Origin of the sequence: Streptomyces sp. RK9 (genome assembly GCF_045070545.1) — a bacterium.
In the GTDB taxonomy this organism is placed as follows: Bacteria; Actinomycetota; Actinomycetes; order Streptomycetales; family Streptomycetaceae; genus Streptomyces; species Streptomyces alboflavus.
In genome coordinates this window covers 113,416-130,104 of the sequence record NZ_CP173704.1, presented here as the reverse complement: position 1 = coordinate 130,104, position 16,689 = coordinate 113,416, and the positions used below count along the sequence as shown (strand labels likewise).

At 71.1% G+C, this 16,689-nt stretch carries 13 protein-coding genes and 1 tRNA gene; 7 read left to right on the top strand and 7 right to left on the bottom strand.

Annotated features, from left to right (window positions below; all coding sequences use genetic code 11):
• Positions 1 to 120 precede the first annotated feature (120 nt).
• The 3 genes from AB6L24_RS20710 to AB6L24_RS20700 all read left to right on the top strand — a co-directional run bounded on the left by AB6L24_RS20710 (position 121) and on the right by AB6L24_RS20700 (position 4,434).
• On the top strand, positions 121 to 1,065 hold the full coding sequence (locus AB6L24_RS20710) for an exopolyphosphatase (protein ID WP_405657355.1): 945 nt from the start codon (positions 121 to 123) through the stop codon (positions 1,063 to 1,065).
• Positions 1,066 to 1,486: 421 nt separating this feature from the next.
• Complete coding sequence (locus tag AB6L24_RS20705; protein WP_030360672.1) at positions 1,487 to 2,884, top strand: NAD(P)/FAD-dependent oxidoreductase; 1,398 nt, start codon at positions 1,487 to 1,489, stop codon at positions 2,882 to 2,884.
• A gap of 236 nt (positions 2,885 to 3,120) precedes the next feature.
• On the top strand, positions 3,121 to 4,434 hold the full coding sequence (locus AB6L24_RS20700) for a class I SAM-dependent methyltransferase (protein WP_405657354.1): 1,314 nt from the start codon (positions 3,121 to 3,123) through the stop codon (positions 4,432 to 4,434).
• A 111-nt stretch (positions 4,435 to 4,545) separates the two neighbouring features.
• Here the strand turns inward: AB6L24_RS20700 and AB6L24_RS20695 are convergent, their stop codons facing one another.
• Positions 4,546 to 7,062, bottom strand: coding sequence for an ABC transporter permease (locus tag AB6L24_RS20695; RefSeq protein ID WP_405657352.1), 2,517 nt, complete (start codon positions 7,060 to 7,062; stop codon positions 4,546 to 4,548).
• Between the two features lie 136 nt (positions 7,063 to 7,198).
• Positions 7,199 to 7,972, bottom strand: coding sequence for an ABC transporter ATP-binding protein (locus AB6L24_RS20690; protein WP_289949919.1), 774 nt, complete (start codon positions 7,970 to 7,972; stop codon positions 7,199 to 7,201).
• A 473-nt stretch (positions 7,973 to 8,445) separates the two neighbouring features.
• On the opposite strand from AB6L24_RS20690, the gene AB6L24_RS20685 reads away from it, so the two are divergent.
• Positions 8,446 to 8,529: transfer RNA gene (locus AB6L24_RS20685), tRNA-Leu, on the top strand.
• Positions 8,530 to 8,619: 90 nt separating this feature from the next.
• Here AB6L24_RS20685 and AB6L24_RS20680 read toward each other — a convergent pair.
• Complete coding sequence (locus tag AB6L24_RS20680) at positions 8,620 to 9,417, bottom strand: VOC family protein (protein WP_405657350.1); 798 nt, start codon at positions 9,415 to 9,417, stop codon at positions 8,620 to 8,622.
• Positions 9,418 to 9,540: 123 nt separating this feature from the next.
• Here AB6L24_RS20680 and AB6L24_RS20675 point away from each other — a divergent pair, with 123 nt between their 5' ends.
• Positions 9,541 to 10,716, top strand: coding sequence for a 4-hydroxybenzoate 3-monooxygenase (locus tag AB6L24_RS20675; protein WP_405657349.1), 1,176 nt, complete (start codon positions 9,541 to 9,543; stop codon positions 10,714 to 10,716).
• Positions 10,717 to 10,866: 150 nt separating this feature from the next.
• Positions 10,867 to 11,790, top strand: coding sequence for a Bax inhibitor-1/YccA family protein (locus tag AB6L24_RS20670; RefSeq protein WP_289949924.1), 924 nt, complete (start codon positions 10,867 to 10,869; stop codon positions 11,788 to 11,790).
• A 141-nt stretch (positions 11,791 to 11,931) separates the two neighbouring features.
• Here the strand turns inward: AB6L24_RS20670 and AB6L24_RS20665 are convergent, their stop codons facing one another.
• Positions 11,932 to 12,162 carry a DUF4287 domain-containing protein gene (locus tag AB6L24_RS20665; protein WP_030360679.1) on the bottom strand — a complete coding sequence of 77 codons (231 nt, stop codon included), beginning with the start codon at positions 12,160 to 12,162 and terminating at the stop codon, positions 11,932 to 11,934.
• Positions 12,163 to 12,281: 119 nt separating this feature from the next.
• Between AB6L24_RS20665 and AB6L24_RS20660 the strand changes: the two genes are divergently transcribed.
• Positions 12,282 to 12,575 carry a hypothetical protein gene (locus AB6L24_RS20660; protein ID WP_380845311.1) on the top strand — a complete coding sequence of 98 codons (294 nt, stop codon included), beginning with the start codon at positions 12,282 to 12,284 and terminating at the stop codon, positions 12,573 to 12,575.
• A 78-nt stretch (positions 12,576 to 12,653) separates the two neighbouring features.
• Here AB6L24_RS20660 and AB6L24_RS20655 read toward each other — a convergent pair whose 3' ends face one another.
• The 3 genes from AB6L24_RS20655 to AB6L24_RS20645 all read right to left on the bottom strand — a co-directional run bounded on the left by AB6L24_RS20655 (position 12,654) and on the right by AB6L24_RS20645 (position 16,505).
• Positions 12,654 to 13,469 carry a hypothetical protein gene (locus AB6L24_RS20655; protein WP_405657347.1) on the bottom strand — a complete coding sequence of 272 codons (816 nt, stop codon included), beginning with the start codon at positions 13,467 to 13,469 and terminating at the stop codon, positions 12,654 to 12,656.
• Between the two features lie 316 nt (positions 13,470 to 13,785).
• The gene (locus AB6L24_RS20650) at positions 13,786 to 15,006 is read right to left on the bottom strand and encodes an acetyl-CoA C-acetyltransferase (RefSeq protein ID WP_405657346.1); all 1,221 of its coding nucleotides are present in this window, start codon (positions 15,004 to 15,006) and stop codon (positions 13,786 to 13,788) included.
• Positions 15,007 to 15,491: 485 nt separating this feature from the next.
• On the bottom strand, positions 15,492 to 16,505 hold the full coding sequence (locus AB6L24_RS20645) for an SGNH/GDSL hydrolase family protein (RefSeq protein WP_405657345.1): 1,014 nt from the start codon (positions 16,503 to 16,505) through the stop codon (positions 15,492 to 15,494).
• Positions 16,506 to 16,689 lie beyond the last annotated feature (184 nt).

Genomic DNA, 16,689 nt, shown 5'->3' with positions numbered 1-16,689 from the left:
GCTCGGCCGGGGCAGCCTCAGCTGCTGCCCCCCCACCCTGTGGGCAGCTGGGCCGCCAGGGGCGGCACGGGTGGGCACAGCCCCGGCCGACGGCACCGTCAACGACAAGGAGAACCCCCGATGACCCGCGTGGCAGCCATCGACTGCGGTACGAACTCCATCCGCCTGCTCGTGGCCGACGCCGACCCCGAGACGGGGCAACTCGTCGACCTGGACCGCCGGATGGAGATCGTCCGGCTGGGCCAGGGCGTGGACCGGACGGGACGGCTCGCCCCGGAGGCGCTGGAGCGGACGTTCGCGGCCTGCCGCGAGTACGCCGAGGTCATCAAGGAACACGGCGCGGAGCGCCTCCGCTTCGTCGCCACCTCCGCCTCCCGCGACGCCGAGAACAGGCACGACTTCGTCCGCGGCGTCCTGGACATCCTCGGCGTCGAACCGGAGGTGATCAGCGGCGACCAGGAGGCCGAGTTCTCCTTCACGGGCGCGACGAAGGAGCTGAAGGGCCACCCGGACCTGCCGGGCCCGTACCTCGTCGTCGACATCGGCGGCGGCTCCACGGAGTTCGTCGTCGGCGACGACCGCGTGCGCGCGGCCCGCTCCGTGGACGTCGGCTGCGTGCGGATGACGGAGCGCCACCTCGTCCAAGACGGCGTGGTCCTCGCCGACCCGCCCACACAGGCCCAGCTCGCCGCGATCCGCGCGGACGTCGAGGCGGCCCTGGACCTCGCGGAGGAGACGGTCCCGCTGCGCGAGGCCCACACCCTCGTGGGCCTGGCGGGCTCGGTCACCACGGTCGCCGGCATCGCGCTCGGCCTGGACGCGTACGACTCCGCGGCGATCCACCACTCCCGCTTCCCGTACGCCCGCGTCGCGGAGATCGCCGACATGCTGGTGCGCGCCACGCACGCCGAGCGCGCCGCGATCCCCGTGATGCACCCGGGCCGGGTGGACGTCATCGCCGCGGGCGTGCTCGTCCTGCTCGCGATCATGGAGCGGGCGGGGGCCGCCGAACTGGTCGTGAGCGAGCACGACATCCTCGACGGGATCGCCTGGTCGATCGCCTGAGGGCCCCGTACGGCGATCGGCTGAGCGTTCCGAACCCCTTCTGAGCGGCCCGGAGGGGGGTTGGAACGCTTCCTTCCGGGGCTCCGCCGAGAAAGTTCGTGAAGTTCTTCACAAGGAAATCGGCCCTGTTGGGCGAGGTTTTGAGGAGTTCGGCCCGGGAACGGGCGAGGTACGGGCCCGCGGGCGGGCGCCGCGAGTGCTTCCGGGGTGTTGCCGGGGTGTGAACCAGGGGGTGGTCCACCGGGCGCCGGAGCCAGGAGCGGCAGCTCACGAGGGGTTCACAACGACTCGCGTGGGGCGGTGGTTCCCCCGTGAGGTCATGACCTCCGTCACGTGGGCGGCGAAGTGTAGCAGAGGCCCCACCCATGCTTGTGAAGGGGCGCACGAGCGACCCCCGTGGAGGGGGTGGATACTCGATGGCATGAGCACCACGGAGCGTCCCAGGATCCTCGTAGTAGGCGGTGGGTACGTAGGCCTGTACGCAGCTCGACGCATTCTGAAGAAGATGCGCTACGGAGAGGCGACCGTCACGGTCGTCGACCCGCGCTCGTACATGACGTACCAGCCCTTCCTCCCCGAAGCTGCGGCCGGCAGCATCTCGCCTCGGCACGTCGTCGTCCCGCTGCGACGCGTGCTGCCCAAGGCGGAAGTCCTCACCGGCCGGGTCACCACCATCGACCAGGACCGCAAGGTCGCCACGATCGCGCCGCTCGTCGGCGAGGCGTACGAGCTGCCGTTCGACTACCTGGTCATCGCGATGGGCGCGGTCTCCCGCACCTTCCCGATCCCCGGCCTCGCCGAGCAGGGCATCGGCATGAAGGGCATCGAGGAGGCCATCGGCCTGCGCAACCACGTGCTCGAGCAGCTCGACAAGGCCGACTCCACGACCGACGAGGAGGTCCGCCGCAAGGCGCTGACCTTCGTCTTCGTCGGCGGTGGCTTCGCCGGTGCCGAGACCATCGGCGAGGTCGAGGACATGGCCCGCGACGCGGCCAAGTACTACAAGAGCGTCAAGCGCGAGGACATGCGCTTCCTGCTCGTCGACGTCGCCGACAAGATCCTCCCCGAGGTCGGCCCGAAGCTCGGCGCCTACGGCAAGGAGCACCTCGAGGGCCGCGGTGTCGAGGTCTACCTGAAGACCGGCATGGACTCCTGCGTGGACGGCCACGTGGTCCTGAACAACGGCCTCGAGGTCGACTCCAACACCATCGTGTGGACCGCCGGCGTCAAGCCGAACCCGGCCCTCGCGCGCTTCGGTCTGCCCCTCGGCCCCCGCGGCCACGTGGACACCCAGACGACCCTCCAGGTCCAGGGCACCGACTACATCTGGGCCGCGGGTGACAACGCCCAGGTGCCGGACGTCGTCGGCCGCAAGGCGGGCAACGAGAACGCCTGGTGCCCGCCGAACGCCCAGCACGCCCTGCGCCAGGCCAAGGTCCTCGGCGACAACGTGATCTCCGGCATGCGGGGCTTCCCGCAGAAGGAGTACAGCCACGCCAACAAGGGCGCGGTCGCGGGCCTCGGCCTGCACAAGGGCGTCGCGATGATCGTCATGGGCAAGATGAAGATCAAGCTCAAGGGCCGTCTCGCCTGGTACATGCACCGCGCGTACCACGGCATGGCGATGCCGACGTTCAACCGCAAGATCCGCGTCTTCGCTGACTGGACGCTCGGCATGTTCCTCAAGCGCGAGGTCGTCTCGCTCGGCGCCATGGAGACGCCGCGCGAGGAGTTCTACGAGGCCGCCAAGCCGGCCCCGAAGCCCGCGGCCAAGGCCGAGGTCCCGGCCGCTCCGGTCGAGGAGAAGGCCGCTTCCTGACGGTCGTCTGAGCCAGGGCCGTCCGGCGGCCCGCAGCAAGGCCCGCAGTACAGCGTGAAAGGGTCCCCGCCATCCGTGGTGCGGGGGCCCTTTCGGCATTCCCGGGGGCCCCTAGATGCCCACTGCATGCATTTTGCATATTCGTAACGGTGCAACGGGACTGCGCGCGCCGCCCGTTGGTGTTTACGTGGTGTTGGACCGTTCCGTTCCGGGATGTGATCACGGAGGTGTGCGCCATGCAGGACGCCGCACTGCGGCTGCAGAATCTTGCCGAGCAGTTGGTGGGAACCGAGCTGCCGGTTCGAATCCGGGCCTGGGACGGTTCGGAAGCGGGGCCGCCGGGCGCCCCCACCCTCGTCGTACGCCACCGCCGCGCCCTGCGCCGCCTGCTGTGGAAGCCGGGCGAGCTGGGGCTCGCACGGGCCTGGGTGGCCGGGGACATCGATGTCGACGGCGATCTGTACCAAGCCCTCGACCTGCTCGCCGAGTTCATCTGGGAGCGCGCCGACGACGCCCCGAGCCTCACCGAGAAGCTGCGCGACCCGCAGGTCAGATCCGCCGCCAGGGCCCTGTTCGCGCTCGCCGCGCCGTTCCTGCCGCCGCCCGTGCCGCGCGAGGAGATGCGCAGGCCCGGCAGGCTGCACCGGCACACCAAGGGCAGCGACAAGAAGGCCATCAGCCACCACTACGACGTCGGCAACGACTTCTACGAGCTGGTGCTCGGCCCCTCGATGGTCTACTCGTGCGCCTACTGGGAGTCCCCGGACTCGACCCTCGCGGACGCCCAGCGCGACAAGCTCGACCTCATCGCCCGCAAGCTCGACCTGAAGCCCGGCATGCGGCTCCTGGACGTCGGCTGCGGCTGGGGCTCCATGGCCATCCACGCGGCCCGCGAGTACGGCGTGCGGGTCGTCGGCGTCACGCTCTCGCAGGAGCAGGCGGCGTTCGCCAGGAAGCGCATCGCCCAGGAGGGCCTCACCGACCGCATCGAGATCCGCGTCCAGGACTACCGCGACGTGCGCGACGGCCCGTACGACGCCATCTCCTCCATCGGCATGGCCGAACACGTCGGCGCCGAGCGGTACTTGGACTACGCGCACGACCTGCACGCCCTCCTGAAGCCCGGCGGCCGCCTCCTGAACCACCAGATCGCCCGCCGTCCCCAGCTCGACGAGTCGGCGTACTCCGTGGACGAGTTCATCGACGCCTACGTCTTCCCCGACGGCGAGCTGGCCCCCCTCGGCACCACCGTCGGCCTCCTGGAGCGCGCGGGCTTCGAGGTCCGCGACGTGGAGTCCATCCGCGAGCACTACGCCCTCACCCTGCGCCACTGGGTCGCCAACCTGGAGTCCCACTGGCCTCAGGCGGTCCGCCTGACCTCCCCCGGCCGCGCCCGCATCTGGCGCCTCTACATGGCGGCATCGGCCCTGGCCTTCGAGAACAACCGCATAGGGGTCAACCAGGTCCTGGCGGTACGGACGCCGGAGAGGGGCAGGTCGGGCATGCCGCTCCGGGCGAGGGAGTGGAAGTCAAGCCCGTCCGGCGTTTGAGGACGAGCCGCGAAGCGGCAAAAAAAGGGGGGCCAGGGGGCGAAGCCCCCGTATGACGACGGGGCCCCGGGGTGCGCGCACCCCGGGGCCCCGCTCAGCACAGCGCAGGCGTTACTCGGACTTGATGGCCTGGAGCGGGTTGAGGCGAGCCGCGCTGCGCGCGGGCCAGACCGCGGCCAGGACACCGACCACACCCGCGATGGCGAGGAAGATCAGGATCCGGCCGACGGGCACCTCCATGGAGTACGTGGACACGGTCCCGGAGATGGAGTCTCCGGCGACCCACCCGAGGAAGAGGCCGAGGCCGACGCCGAGCACCGCGCCGAACAGCGAGATGACGACCGACTCCAGGCGCACCATCTGCTTGATCTTCGCCCGGTCGAGCCCGATGGCGCGGAGCATCCCGATCTCGTGCTTCCGCTCGAAGACGGACATCGCCAGGGTGTTGATGACACCGAGGACGGCGACGAGGATCGCCATGGCGAGCAGGCCGTACAGCATGTTCAGGAGCATGTTGATGGCGCCGCCGACCTCGTTGCTGATGTCGTCCTTGTCCTGGATCTTGATGGCGGGGTTGTCGCCGAGGGCCTTCACGATGGCGTCCTCGGCCTTGCCGGACGCGCCGTCCTTCATCTTCAGGAGGACCTGCTGGTCCTGGACCTTCGACAGGTGCGGCGTGACGATCGGGGTGGGCGTGAAGAGGCCGTCGATCATCTCGTTGGGCTTGTAGACGCCCGCGACCTTCAGCCGGGTGGTCCTGTCGTCGTCGAACTTCACCGGGACGGTGTCACCGGCCTTGAGGCCCTTGGCGTCGGCGGTCTCCTCGTCGACGAGGGCGGCGTTGCCCTTGAGCGCGGCGGCGGATCCGCTGGTGAAGTCCAGGCCGACGAGCTTGTCGAAGGCCTTGGGGTCGACGCCGGAGATCCGGGTGTCGCGGCCGTCGGCCTCGCCCCAGGTGGTGCGCAGGGCACTGCTGGCCTCGACCTCGGGCAGCTTGGCCAGCTGCTCGTGGACCTTGGGGGTCAGCGGCTGGAAGTTGGCCATCGAGACGGCGTAGTCGGCCTTCAGGGAGTCCGTGGCCATCTTGTTGATGGCGCTGCCCATGGAGACGGCGACGACGGTCATCGCGGTGATGAGGGTCAGGCCGATCATCAGGGCGGACGCGGTGGAGGCCGTGCGGCGCGGGTTGCGGACCGAGTTGAGGCGGGCCAGCTTGCCGGTGACGCCGAAGGGCTTCAGGAGCGGGCCCGCGCCGGCGATGAAGGGGCGGGAGAGCAGCGGCGTGAGGACGATGACGCCGACGAGGATCGTCGCGGCGCCCCCGGACTTCACGTAGTTGTCCTCCATGAACAGCATGACCGCGCCGAGGGCGACGAGCAGCGAGCCGATGGTGTTGCGTACGACGAGGCCGCGCATCGTGGGCGAGGCGTGCACGCTGTTCATCGCGGCGACCGGCGGGATCTTCGCGGCGCGGCGGCCGGGCAGCCAGGCGGCGAGCATGGTCACGACGACGCCGATGATCAGGGCGGTCAGGATCGTGTTCGGACCGATGACGAGGGGGCCGTCGGGCAGCGAGGCGCCACCGGCGTTCATCAGGGACTCCAGGCCGACGGCCACGCCGATGCCGAGCGCGAAGCCCGCGACGGCGGCGACCAGGCCGACGATGAACGCCTCGATGAGGACCGAGCGCGTGACCTGGCGGCGGGACGCGCCGACGGCGCGCATCAGGGCCAGCTCCTTGGTGCGCTGGGCGACCAGCATGGTGAAGGTGTTGGCGATGATGAAGATGCCGACGAACAGCGCGATGCCGGCGAAGATCAGCAGCACCTGGCTCATGGAGCTGGTGTTCTGCTCGATCATGCGGTCCTGCTCGTCCTTCAGCGAGACGCCGGTCTCGGCCTCGGTGTCCTTCGGCAGGATCTTCTCGACGGACGCCTTCAGGGCGGTCTCGGAGGTGCCGGCGGCGGCCTTCACGTCGATCTCGTCGTACTCGGACTTGCCGAGGACCTTGCGCGCGGTGTCGTTGTCGAAGACGACGAGGCTGCCGCCCGCGACGACGCTGCCGTCGTCGGTGTCGAAGACGCCGCTGACCTTGGCGGTCTTCACGGGTCCGTCGGTGGAGTAGCGGACCGTGTCGCCGACCTTGTAGCCGGTGCGGTCGGCGGTGCGGCTGTCCAGGGCGATGTCACCGGCCGACTTCGGGGCGGCGCCCTCGGCGAAGTCGTAGCGCGGGTCCTTGCCGTCCTTGCCGGGGAAGTAGTTGGCGCCCGTGGTGCCCCACTCGCCGCCGACCAGCTTGCCGTCCTTGTCGGCGAGGGCGGTGAAGCCGGAGACGCTGCCGAGGGCCGACTGCGCGCCGGGCAGCTTCCCGGCCCGGGTGAGCAGGGAGTCCGTCAGCCGGTCCGGCTGCTTGGCCTCCTGGCCGTCGTCCCGGGAGCCGCCGTCGGGCTTGATGGCGACGGAGACGTGGTCGAAGCTCTTGGCCGACTTGTTCTTGTAGGCGGAGCCGAAGGTGTCGGTGAAGACCAGGGTGCCGGAGACGAACGCGACGCCGAGCATGACGGCGAGCACGGTCATCAACAGCCTGGCCTTGTGCGCGAGCACGTTGCGCAGGGCGGTACGGAACATGGGTGTGAGTCCTGGTGAGGGTCGGGCGTGGGGCGCCCTGGAGGTCTGGGGCACGGTGGCGCCCCTGGAAGGGGCGCGGGGAACTGCGCGACCAGCCACAAGCCGACCCGCAGATTTGGTACTGGCGGACGAACCCTTAGCTCGTCCGACCCTTCGCGTCGAAGTCCTTCATGCGGTCGAGCACACCGTCAGCGGTCGGCTGGATCATCTCGTCCACGATGCGGCCGTCGGCCAGGAAGATCACCCGGTCGGCGTAAGAGGCGGCGACCGGGTCGTGCGTCACCATGACGACGGTCTGCCCCAGCTCACGCACCGAGTTCCGGAGGAAGCCGAGCACCTCCGCGCCGGACCGCGAGTCCAGGTTCCCGGTCGGCTCGTCCCCGAAGATGATCTCCGGCTGGGAGGCAAGGGCGCGGGCCACGGCGACACGCTGCTGCTGACCGCCGGACAGCTCGGTGGGCCGGTGGGACAGGCGCCCGGCCAGACCCACCATGGAGATGACCTGCTCCAGCCACTGCTTGTTCGGCTTGCGGCCCGCGATGTCCATGGGGAGCGTGATGTTCTCCAGGGCGGTCAGCGTCGGCAGCAGGTTGAAGGCCTGGAAGATGAACCCGATCTTGTCCCGGCGGAGCTTGGTGAGCTGCTTGTCCTTGAGGGTGGACAGCTCGGTGTCCCCGATGCGCACGGAGCCGCCGCTGAAGCTGTCCAGGCCCGCCACGCAGTGCATCAGCGTGGACTTGCCGGAGCCCGAGGGGCCCATGATCGCGGTGAACTCGCCCTGCCCGAAGTCCACGGAGACATGGTCCAGAGCGACCACCTGGGTCTCACCCTGGCCGTACACCTTGGACAGATCCGTGGCGCGGGCGGCCACCTGGGTGGCGCGGGCGGCGAAGGAAGTGGTGGTGGTCACGGGCGGATGCTCCTGTCGGGACGGCGAGTGGGGTACGTACTCCATCGTCACGGCGGAACGGCCTCGTGGAGTCAGCCGCTGTTCCGGTTCCTGGGGGCGACTCCGGTCGGACTCGGTGGGGGCATGTCATACCTGGGGATGACGGGCGGCCCCTACTCGGGATCGGGGGCGTGCTCCCTTGCGCGGGTGTTCACGAGGGCTTCGGACAGGGGTCACGGCAGGGGTCGTCAGGGGGCGCTAAAGGGGCGGGGAAACACGGCGCGGACGTGTCGCCCGTGGACGGCTAAATTCCGTCAATTCCCTCACCGGCGCGTGCCCCCGCCCACAGGGCCGATGGCAAGTACCACCGGCCAGTACCGCGTGCTGATGCACCCTCAGACGTCAATAAAATAAGACAACGTCGGGCTGTCGTTCCGCTGTTCGGGGGATGCCTCCCGATAGGGTCGAAGCCTTGTTGCGGAGCCCACGCACCTGCCCGGATGGTGGAATGCAGACACGGCGAGCTTAAACCTCGCTGCCCCTTAGCGGGCGTACCGGTTCAAGTCCGGTTCCGGGCACCTCCGCCCCCTTTCCCGTCACCACAGGCGCGGCGCGTCCCGCACGCGCACGGGCGGCGCGCTCCCCGCGCGCCGCCGCGTGACGGACCGTCAACTCGGCGGCGCCTGCTCGCTCTTGATCAGCGCGAACGGCGCTCCCGCGGGGTCGGTCAGCATGGCCATCCGGCCGATCCCGGGGGCGTCCATCGGCGGGATGAGCGTCGTGCCCCCGGCCTCGAGCCCCTTGGCGTAGACCGCGTCGCAGTCGGCCACCTCGAAGTACGGATGCCACTCCGGGCCCGAGCCCGCGTCCAGGTTGTCCTGGTGGAGCTGCATCAGGCCGCCGTGGCTGTTCTCCTCCGTGCCGCCCGCCGGGGTCAGCACGGTGTACGTCATGCCCTCGCCCATGTCCATGTCGGTGAGCTGCCAGGAGAACACCGCGCGGTAGAAGTCCTTCGCCGCCGCCGCGTCCGTGGTGTACAGCTCGGCCCAGGTCAGCGAATTCGGTGTGTTCACGAGGTCCACGCCCTTGGTGTCACCCGGCTGCCAGACGGCGAAGTCCGCGCCCGCCGGATCGCTGAACTGGCCCATCCGGCCGAAACTGAACACATCGTCCGGAGGCACCCGCACCGTGCCGCCCGCCTGCTCGACGGCCTTGGCGGTGGCGTCCGCGTCCGCCGTGTGGAAGTACAGCGTCCAGGCGGAGGACGCGCCCTCCTCGGTCAGCGGACCGAGCCCGGCGACGGTCTTGTCGTCCTGCACGAAGAAGCCGTACCCGCCGCTCTCCGGGCCCGCCGACTGGAACTGCCAGCCGAAGACGGCGGAGTAGAACGACACCGCGGCGTCGGTGTCCGGTGCACCTAGATCCAGCCAGTTCGGGGCGCCGGGGACGAAGTCGGTGGAAAGCATGGTCCTGCCCTTCGAAGGTGGGTTCCTGGGCTCTTCTCAGCATGGCAGCCACCCCTGACAACCGCGCCACGAGCACGCCGCACCACCGTTGACACCCGCCCCGGGCGGCCCGACACTCCCGTGATGCGCACCACCGTCGCGATCATCGGAGCGGGCCCCGCGGGCCTCCTGCTCGCCCGTCTCCTGGACGCCGCCGGCATCGAGTCCGTCGTCCTGGAGAGCCACGACCGCGCCTACGTGGAGCGGCGCCAGCGCGCCGGGATCCTGGAGCAGTCCACGGCCGACACCCTGCGCGCGGCCGGGGCGGGCGCCCGCATGGACCGCGAGGGCCTGCGTCACACCGGCATCGAGCTGCGCTTCGAGGGCCGCAGGCACCGCGTCGACTTCCCCTCCCTGACCGGCGGCCGGGCGGTGACCGTCTACGCCCAGACGGAGGTCTGCAAGGACCTGATCGCCCTGCGGTTCCGCGGCGGCGGCCCGCTGCTCTTCGGGGCCGAGGCGCTCGCCGTCGAGGACGCCGACACCGACGCGCCGCGGGTGCGCTACCGCCACGAGGGCCGTGAGGGCGTCCTGCACTGCGCGTACGTCGCCGGGTGCGACGGGTACTGGGGCGTGTCCCGGGCCGCGGTGCCCGCCGCGCTCTCGCGGACGTACGAGCGCAGGTACCCCTACGCCTGGCTCGGGGTCCTCGCCGACGCCCCGCCCTCCCACGACGAGCTGGTGTACGCACGGCACGACCGCGGCTTCGCCCTCCTCAGCATGCGCTCGCCCACGGTGTCCCGCCTCTACCTCCAGGTCCCCGAGGGCACCCGCGCGGCCGACTGGAGCGAGCGGGCGATCTGGGACGAGCTGGACCTGCGGCTCGCCACCGACGACGGCGGGCGGCTCGCGCGCGGCCCGATCACGGCCACCTCCGTCACCCCGATGCGCTCCCACGTCCACGAGCCGATGCGGCACGGCAGGCTCTTCCTCGCCGGTGACGCCGCCCACATCGTGCCGCCCACCGGCGCCAAGGGCCTGAACCTGGCCGTGGGCGACGTCGTCACCCTCGCCCGCGCCCTGGTCGCCCACCACACCGACGGCGACCCCACGGGCCTCGACACGTACTCCGCGACCTGTCTGCGCCGGGTCTGGCAGGCCGAGCGGTTCGCGTACGCGATGACGGCCATGCTGCACCGCGACCCCGACGCCACCCCCTTCGACGACCGGCTCCAGCTGGCCCGGCTCGACCGCATCGCGACCTCGCGGGCGGCGGCGACGGACCTGGCCGAGAGCTACACGGGCCTGCCGTTCGACTGAGCGGGCGCCCGGAGGGGGCGGAACACCGGAGCCTCGGTGAGCGTTCCTCGTAACAGATGGGGAAAGATCCTCCCTGAGCACTAGGGCTGGATCTTTGCCAGCCCATTACTCTTGAACCAAAGCCACGCACGGTGGCCATGGAGGAGTGAGATGAGGAGCAGTAACCCGGTCTTCTCGCGACGGGGGTTCAGCCGCGACAACGGCTATGCGGGCTTCAACGCGCAGCCGCAGGCCGGGGGAGCCGCAGCCGTCGGGACGCAGGCCAATCCGTACGCGCAGGGCAACCCGTACGCGGGCGCGGGCCAGCAGGCCCCCGCCAACCCGTACGCCAACAACCCGTACGCCCAGCAGGACCTCCAGGGCGCCCCGCCCCAGTCCCCGGTGACCACCGGCCGCATGACGATGGACGACGTCGTCATGCGCACGGCCACCACGCTCGGCGTCCTCGTCGTCACGGCCGCGCTCGCCTGGGCGCTGCTGCCCGTGGACGACGCCAACATCAGCAAGTCCTACGGCATCGCGATCGGCGCCGGTCTCGTCGCGATGATCCTGGGCTTCGTCCAGGCCTTCAAGCGCAAGGCGTCGCCGCCGCTGATCCTGACGTACGCCGCCCTGGAAGGTGTCTTCCTCGGCGTCGTCTCCAGCGTCGTCGACAACCGCATCGCGAGCGGCGCGGCCATGCAGGCCGTGCTCGGCACGATGGCGGTCTTCCTCGGCGTCCTCGTGGCCTACAAGGCCGGCTGGATCCGTGTGAACCGCCGGTTCTACGGCTTCGTGATGGCGGCCGCCCTCGGCTTCATCCTGCTGATGGCGGTGAACCTGCTGTTCGCCGTGATCGGCGGCGGTGACGGTCTGGGCTTCCGCAGCGGTGGCCTCGGCATCATGTTCGGCATCATCGGCATCCTGCTCGGTGCCTGCTTCCTGGCCCTGGACTTCAAGCAGGTCGAGGACGGCATCGCGTACGGCGCCCCGCGCGAGGAGGCCTGGCTCGCCGCCTTCGGCCTCACGATGACGCTGGTGTGGATCTACATGGAGTTCCTGCGGCTCATCGCGATCCTGCAGGGCAACGACTGACGCCCGCCCCCGGGCGGCTGACGTCCTGAACACGGCCGAAGGGCCCGCGGAACGCCTTCCGCGGGCCCTTCGCCGTTGTCTGCCTGGCTTGCGTTGGCTTTGCGTTGCCTGCCTGTCTTCGCGGGGGAACGGGGGTCGGGGTCAGAGCAGTTTGCGCGCGGCGCGGCGTAGGTCGTACTCGTGGATGATCGCCTTGGCGTGGCCGTACGCGAGGTTGTGTTCGCCGCGGAGCCAGCTGACCTTCTCCTCGAAACGGAAGAGAGAGGGGCCCTCGTCGACGGTGCGGAGCCAGTCGGAGACTTCACGACCTGTGCAGTGGGGGATTCGCGCGAGCAGATTTCGGTGGGTCTCCTCGGAGAAGACTTGGGACATCGGCGCCTCCGGACGCGTTCGATGTGGTCCGTCCTTCACGCCACCGTGCCTGAGCGTTCGGGTATTGGCAACAGTCCCTGCTCGACGCGTAGGGTCGCACAGTGCTCGATACGACGCCTTTGATCACGGCCGTTGACCGATTCGCGGACCGGCTGCGGGCCGCGCCGCAGTCCAGACTGCAGCGCGGGGCGGCGGCCGAAGCGCTGGCGCTCGCGAGGGAGTTGGCCCTGCGCACGCAGGTGCGGGAGACACCGGGAAGCGAGCCGCGCCGGATGCCGGACGCCGGAATGTTCGCGGCGGCCGACCAAGTCACCGTCGCGGGGCGGGACCTGGCCCTGGTGCTCGCCGACGAGGGAGAACTCGCGGAGGCCGTGGAGCTGGTGGAGCAGGCACTCGGGCGGGCCGGAATCTGACCGGATCCGGCGCCCCGGGGCTCCGGAGATCCGCTGTCGGGTCTGTGGGGTCTGGCGGGCCTGTCGGGTCTGGCGCCGTCAGACGCTCGCGATGACGCGGTCGGCGAGGATGTAGACGTTCTCCGCGCCGCACGCGAACGTCAGGGCGTACGCGCCCGACACGCCGGAGCCGCCGAGCAGGACCGGGGCCTGGCCGTCGCGCAGGGCGGCGGCGAGCAGTTCCGCGGTCTCGCGGTGGCCCGGGGTCATGCAGAGCGTCGTGCCGTCCGTGAAGACATAGACGTCCAGGGTGCCGAGGGGGCCCGGGCGGACGTCGGCGAGCGCCGTGCGGGCGTCCGCGAGCTCCTCCAGGCAGGCCACGGTGCGCTCGTGGTCGCCGTGGGCGCTGGACTGGACCGGCACGAAGTCGGGGTGGGAGGGGTGGCGGCGGCGGGCCGCGGCCAGCTCAGGGGAGTCCGCGGCGAACTCGTCCGCGGCCCCTGCCGGGTCGGCGAAGGGCTCGACGACCGGCTCCAGGCTCTCCGACTCCAGGCCCGCGAGATCGGCCTGGCGCGGCAGGAACAGCTCGTCCGCGATGCCCTCGGGAAGGCCGCTGAGGAGCGAGGGCGTGTCCGCGATGTCCCGGGCCTCCTGGGCGGCCCAGAAGGCGCGCGCCTCGGCCAGCTCGCGCTCGCGCTCCTCGGCGAGGGCCTCGGCGACCGCGGCGCGTATCTCCTCGGTGTCCACCGCGGTGCGGGCCGCGGGTACGGAGACGCGGCCGGCGGCCGCGCCGCGGCTCTCGGCCAGCTCGGTGCGCAGCTCGGTGATCTGCTGCCGCAGGCCCCGCACGGTGTGCAGGGTGGCGGTGCCCACGGCCGTGGCAGCGGCCGCGGAGAGCAGCAAGGCAAGATGCATGGCGCTCACTGACGTACTCCCGGTTTCAAGTCGACCCCCGACTTCCTACATCAGCTTGAAGCCTGCACCATCCCGCTGTCAGTGCATTACGTCACGAATTGGACAGGACTTTCGGCCCGGTGTTTATTCGCGCATCCACGCTGACCTGGGCAATTGCGCCTCCCTCAGGAGATTGGTCACATCCTGGGGGAGATTGGGTCACGAATGAGTGGAGGGGCCGAAGTGGCCGCCGCGTCCCGGCTCGTGAGACGGGCGGCCACGCAGGGTGCCGGACCCGCCGCTTCGGGGCGTCGCCCCGGCGGTACGGTCCCGACGATCAGCTCAGGCGCTCGATGACCATCGCCATGCCCTGACCGCCGCCGACGCACATCGTCTCCAGGCCGAACTGCTTGTCGTGGAACTGGAGGCTGTTGATCAGCGTGCCGGTGATGCGGGCGCCGGTCATGCCGAAGGGGTGGCCGACGGCGATGGCGCCGCCGTTGACGTTCAGCTTCTCCAGCGGGATGCCCAGGTCGCGGTAGGACGGGATGACCTGGGCCGCGAAGGCCTCGTTGATCTCGACCAGGTCGATGTCGCCGACGCCGAGCCCGGCGCGCTTGAGGGCCTGCTTGCTGGCCTCGACCGGGCCGAGGCCCATGATCTCGGGGGAGAGGCCGGAGACGCCGGTCGACACGATCCGGGCCAGTGGGGTCAGGCCGAGGTCGCGGGCCTTGGTGTCGCTCATGATCACCAGGGCGGCGGCGCCGTCGTTCAGGGGACAGCAGTTGCCCGCCGTGACCAGGCCGTCGGGGCGGAACACCGGCTTGAGCCCGGCCACGCCCTCCAGGGTGACGCCCGCGCGCGGGCCGTCGTCCTTGCTGACGACCGTGCCGTCGGGCGTCGTGACCGGGGTGATCTCCCGCTCCCAGAAGCCGTTCTTCAGGGCTTCCTCGGCGAGGTTCTGGGACCGGACGCCGAACTCGTCCATGTCCTCGCGGGTGACGCCCTTCAGGCGGGCGAGGTTCTCCGCGGTCTGGCCCATCGCGATGTACGCGTCCGGGACGAGGCCGTCCTCGCGCGGGTCGTGCCAGTCCGTGCCCGTCTCCTGGGCGCGGGCCGCGGTGCGGGCCTCCGCGTCCGCGAACAGCGGGTTGTGGGTGTCGGGCTGGCCGTCGCTCGTGCCCTTCACCGAGCGGGACACCATCTCCACGCCCGCCGAGACGAAGACGTCGCCCTCGCCCGCCTTGATGGCGTGCAGCGCCATCCGGGAGGTCTGCAGCGAGGACGAGCAGTAGCGCGTGATCGTGCAGCCGGGGAGGTGGTCCATCCCCATCTGTACGGCCACGATCCGGCCCAGGTTGTGGCCCTGCTCGCCGCCGGGCAGGCCGCAGCCCAGCATCAGGTCGTCGATGTCCTTCGGGTCGAGCGCGGGCACCTTGGCCAGGGCGGCCTGGACGATCGTGGCGGTCAGGTCGTCAGGGCGCAGCTCCTTCAGGGAGCCCTTGAAGGCGCGGCCGATGGGGGAGCGGGCAGCGGAGACGATCACGGCTTCGGGCATCACGGGCTCCTACTGGCGGGGGCGCCCTGGGTCAGGGCAGGACTCCCTGGGAAGTTACCTGCACGTATCGCTGTCGGTCACGGGGCGGGGGCTGTGACGCGGGCCGCATTTCTAAGCGGCTGCTCAGGGCCTCGCGGTGCGCCCCAGGCCCGCCCCTTCTCCGAAACCGGGGCTTCGCCCCTGGGCCCCGGGGGTGGGTGTCCCGTGGCGGGTGGGACGGTCCTCCCCCGAAATCGGCGCTCCGCGCCTCGTCCTCAATCGCCGGACGGGCTGAAAACTACTGCCCCGGGGCGGGCCGGAAAGGTGCCGCGGGGTGGGCCCGTTTCGGGGCTGAAGGTGCCGCGGGCTGTTGTTCGGCCGAAGTACTGGCGGGGGCGGGTGGGTGGGAGAGAGCCTGTCCGGCGTTTGAGGACGAGGCGCGGAGCGCCGATTCGGGGGTGAGCCTTGTGGGGCTGAGGGGGCCGGGGAGGGGCGTCCGCCGAGGCCTACGGGATGGGGGTCGGGTCCGGTTCCTGGATGCGGCGGCGGCGCCTGCGCTTGAGGAGGGCCCAGGGGCCCCGGGGGCCCGTGGGCATGGCACCGGTGACCTCCGTGCCGCCCTCGGACGCGGCCTTCGCGGCGGCGCGGGCGACGGGCAGGAACCCCTCGCGGCGCGACACGTCGGGCCGCTCCTCCTCCGGCCAAAGACCGAGCGCGGCGCACAGCGTGGGCAGGACGGCCATCGCCGCGGTGGCGTACCCCTCCGCCGAGGGGTGGTAGTTGTCGGGCCCGAACAGCTCCCGCGGATTCGCCGCGAACTCGGGCCCGAGCAGGTCACTGACGGACACCGTCCGTCCCCCCTGCTCCACCACCCCGATCGTCTGCGCGGCGGCGAGCTGCCGCGAGACCCGCCGGGCCAGCCACCGCAGCGGCTGATAGACGGGCTCGATGGTGCCGAGGTCGGGACAGGTCCCCACGACCACCTCCGCCCCGGCGGTCCGCAGCCTGCGCACCGCCGCGGACAGGAACCGCACCGACCGGGTCGCGGGCATCCGGTGGGTCACGTCGTTCGCCCCGATCATCACCACGCACACGTCGGGCACCCAGCCCGTCTCGTCGGACAGGACCAGCGACACCTGTCGCTCCAGGTCGTCGGACTGCGCCCCGGGCTGCGCCACCACCCGCACGTCCACCGGCCGCTCCGCCACCGCGGCGAGGCCGGAGGCGAGCAGCGCTGCCGGGGTCTGCTGGGCCCGGCGCACGCCCTGCCCCGCGGCCGTGGAGTCGCCGAGCATGGCGAACCGCAGCGGCTCCCCGCACGCGGACCGCTCGGCGAACGCCGCCCCGTACCGCCCGTTCGCCCGCGGCGGCGCCCCGTACCCGCCGTTGCCCACCGATCGCTTGGCCAGCTGCACCTCGGCGAGGACGATCCCGACCGTGGCCGCGCCGAGCAGCCCGATGCCTCCGCCGCCGTACGCCGCGCCCGCGGCGATGCGCCGCGCCACCCTCGCCCTCGACATGCTCCGCCGTCACCTCAGTCCAGTCGTGTGGAGCCCATTTCGTCCCGTACATCCAGTCATTGCCCCGTCGGACAGGTCGGCCAATCGCGAGCGGAGGTGAACGGGCGAGTCGGAGCCGTAGGCTGGCGGCACCGAAAACCTCGTGCGGCGTCCCCGGGCGCGGGCCGGTGGGGGCCGTACGACA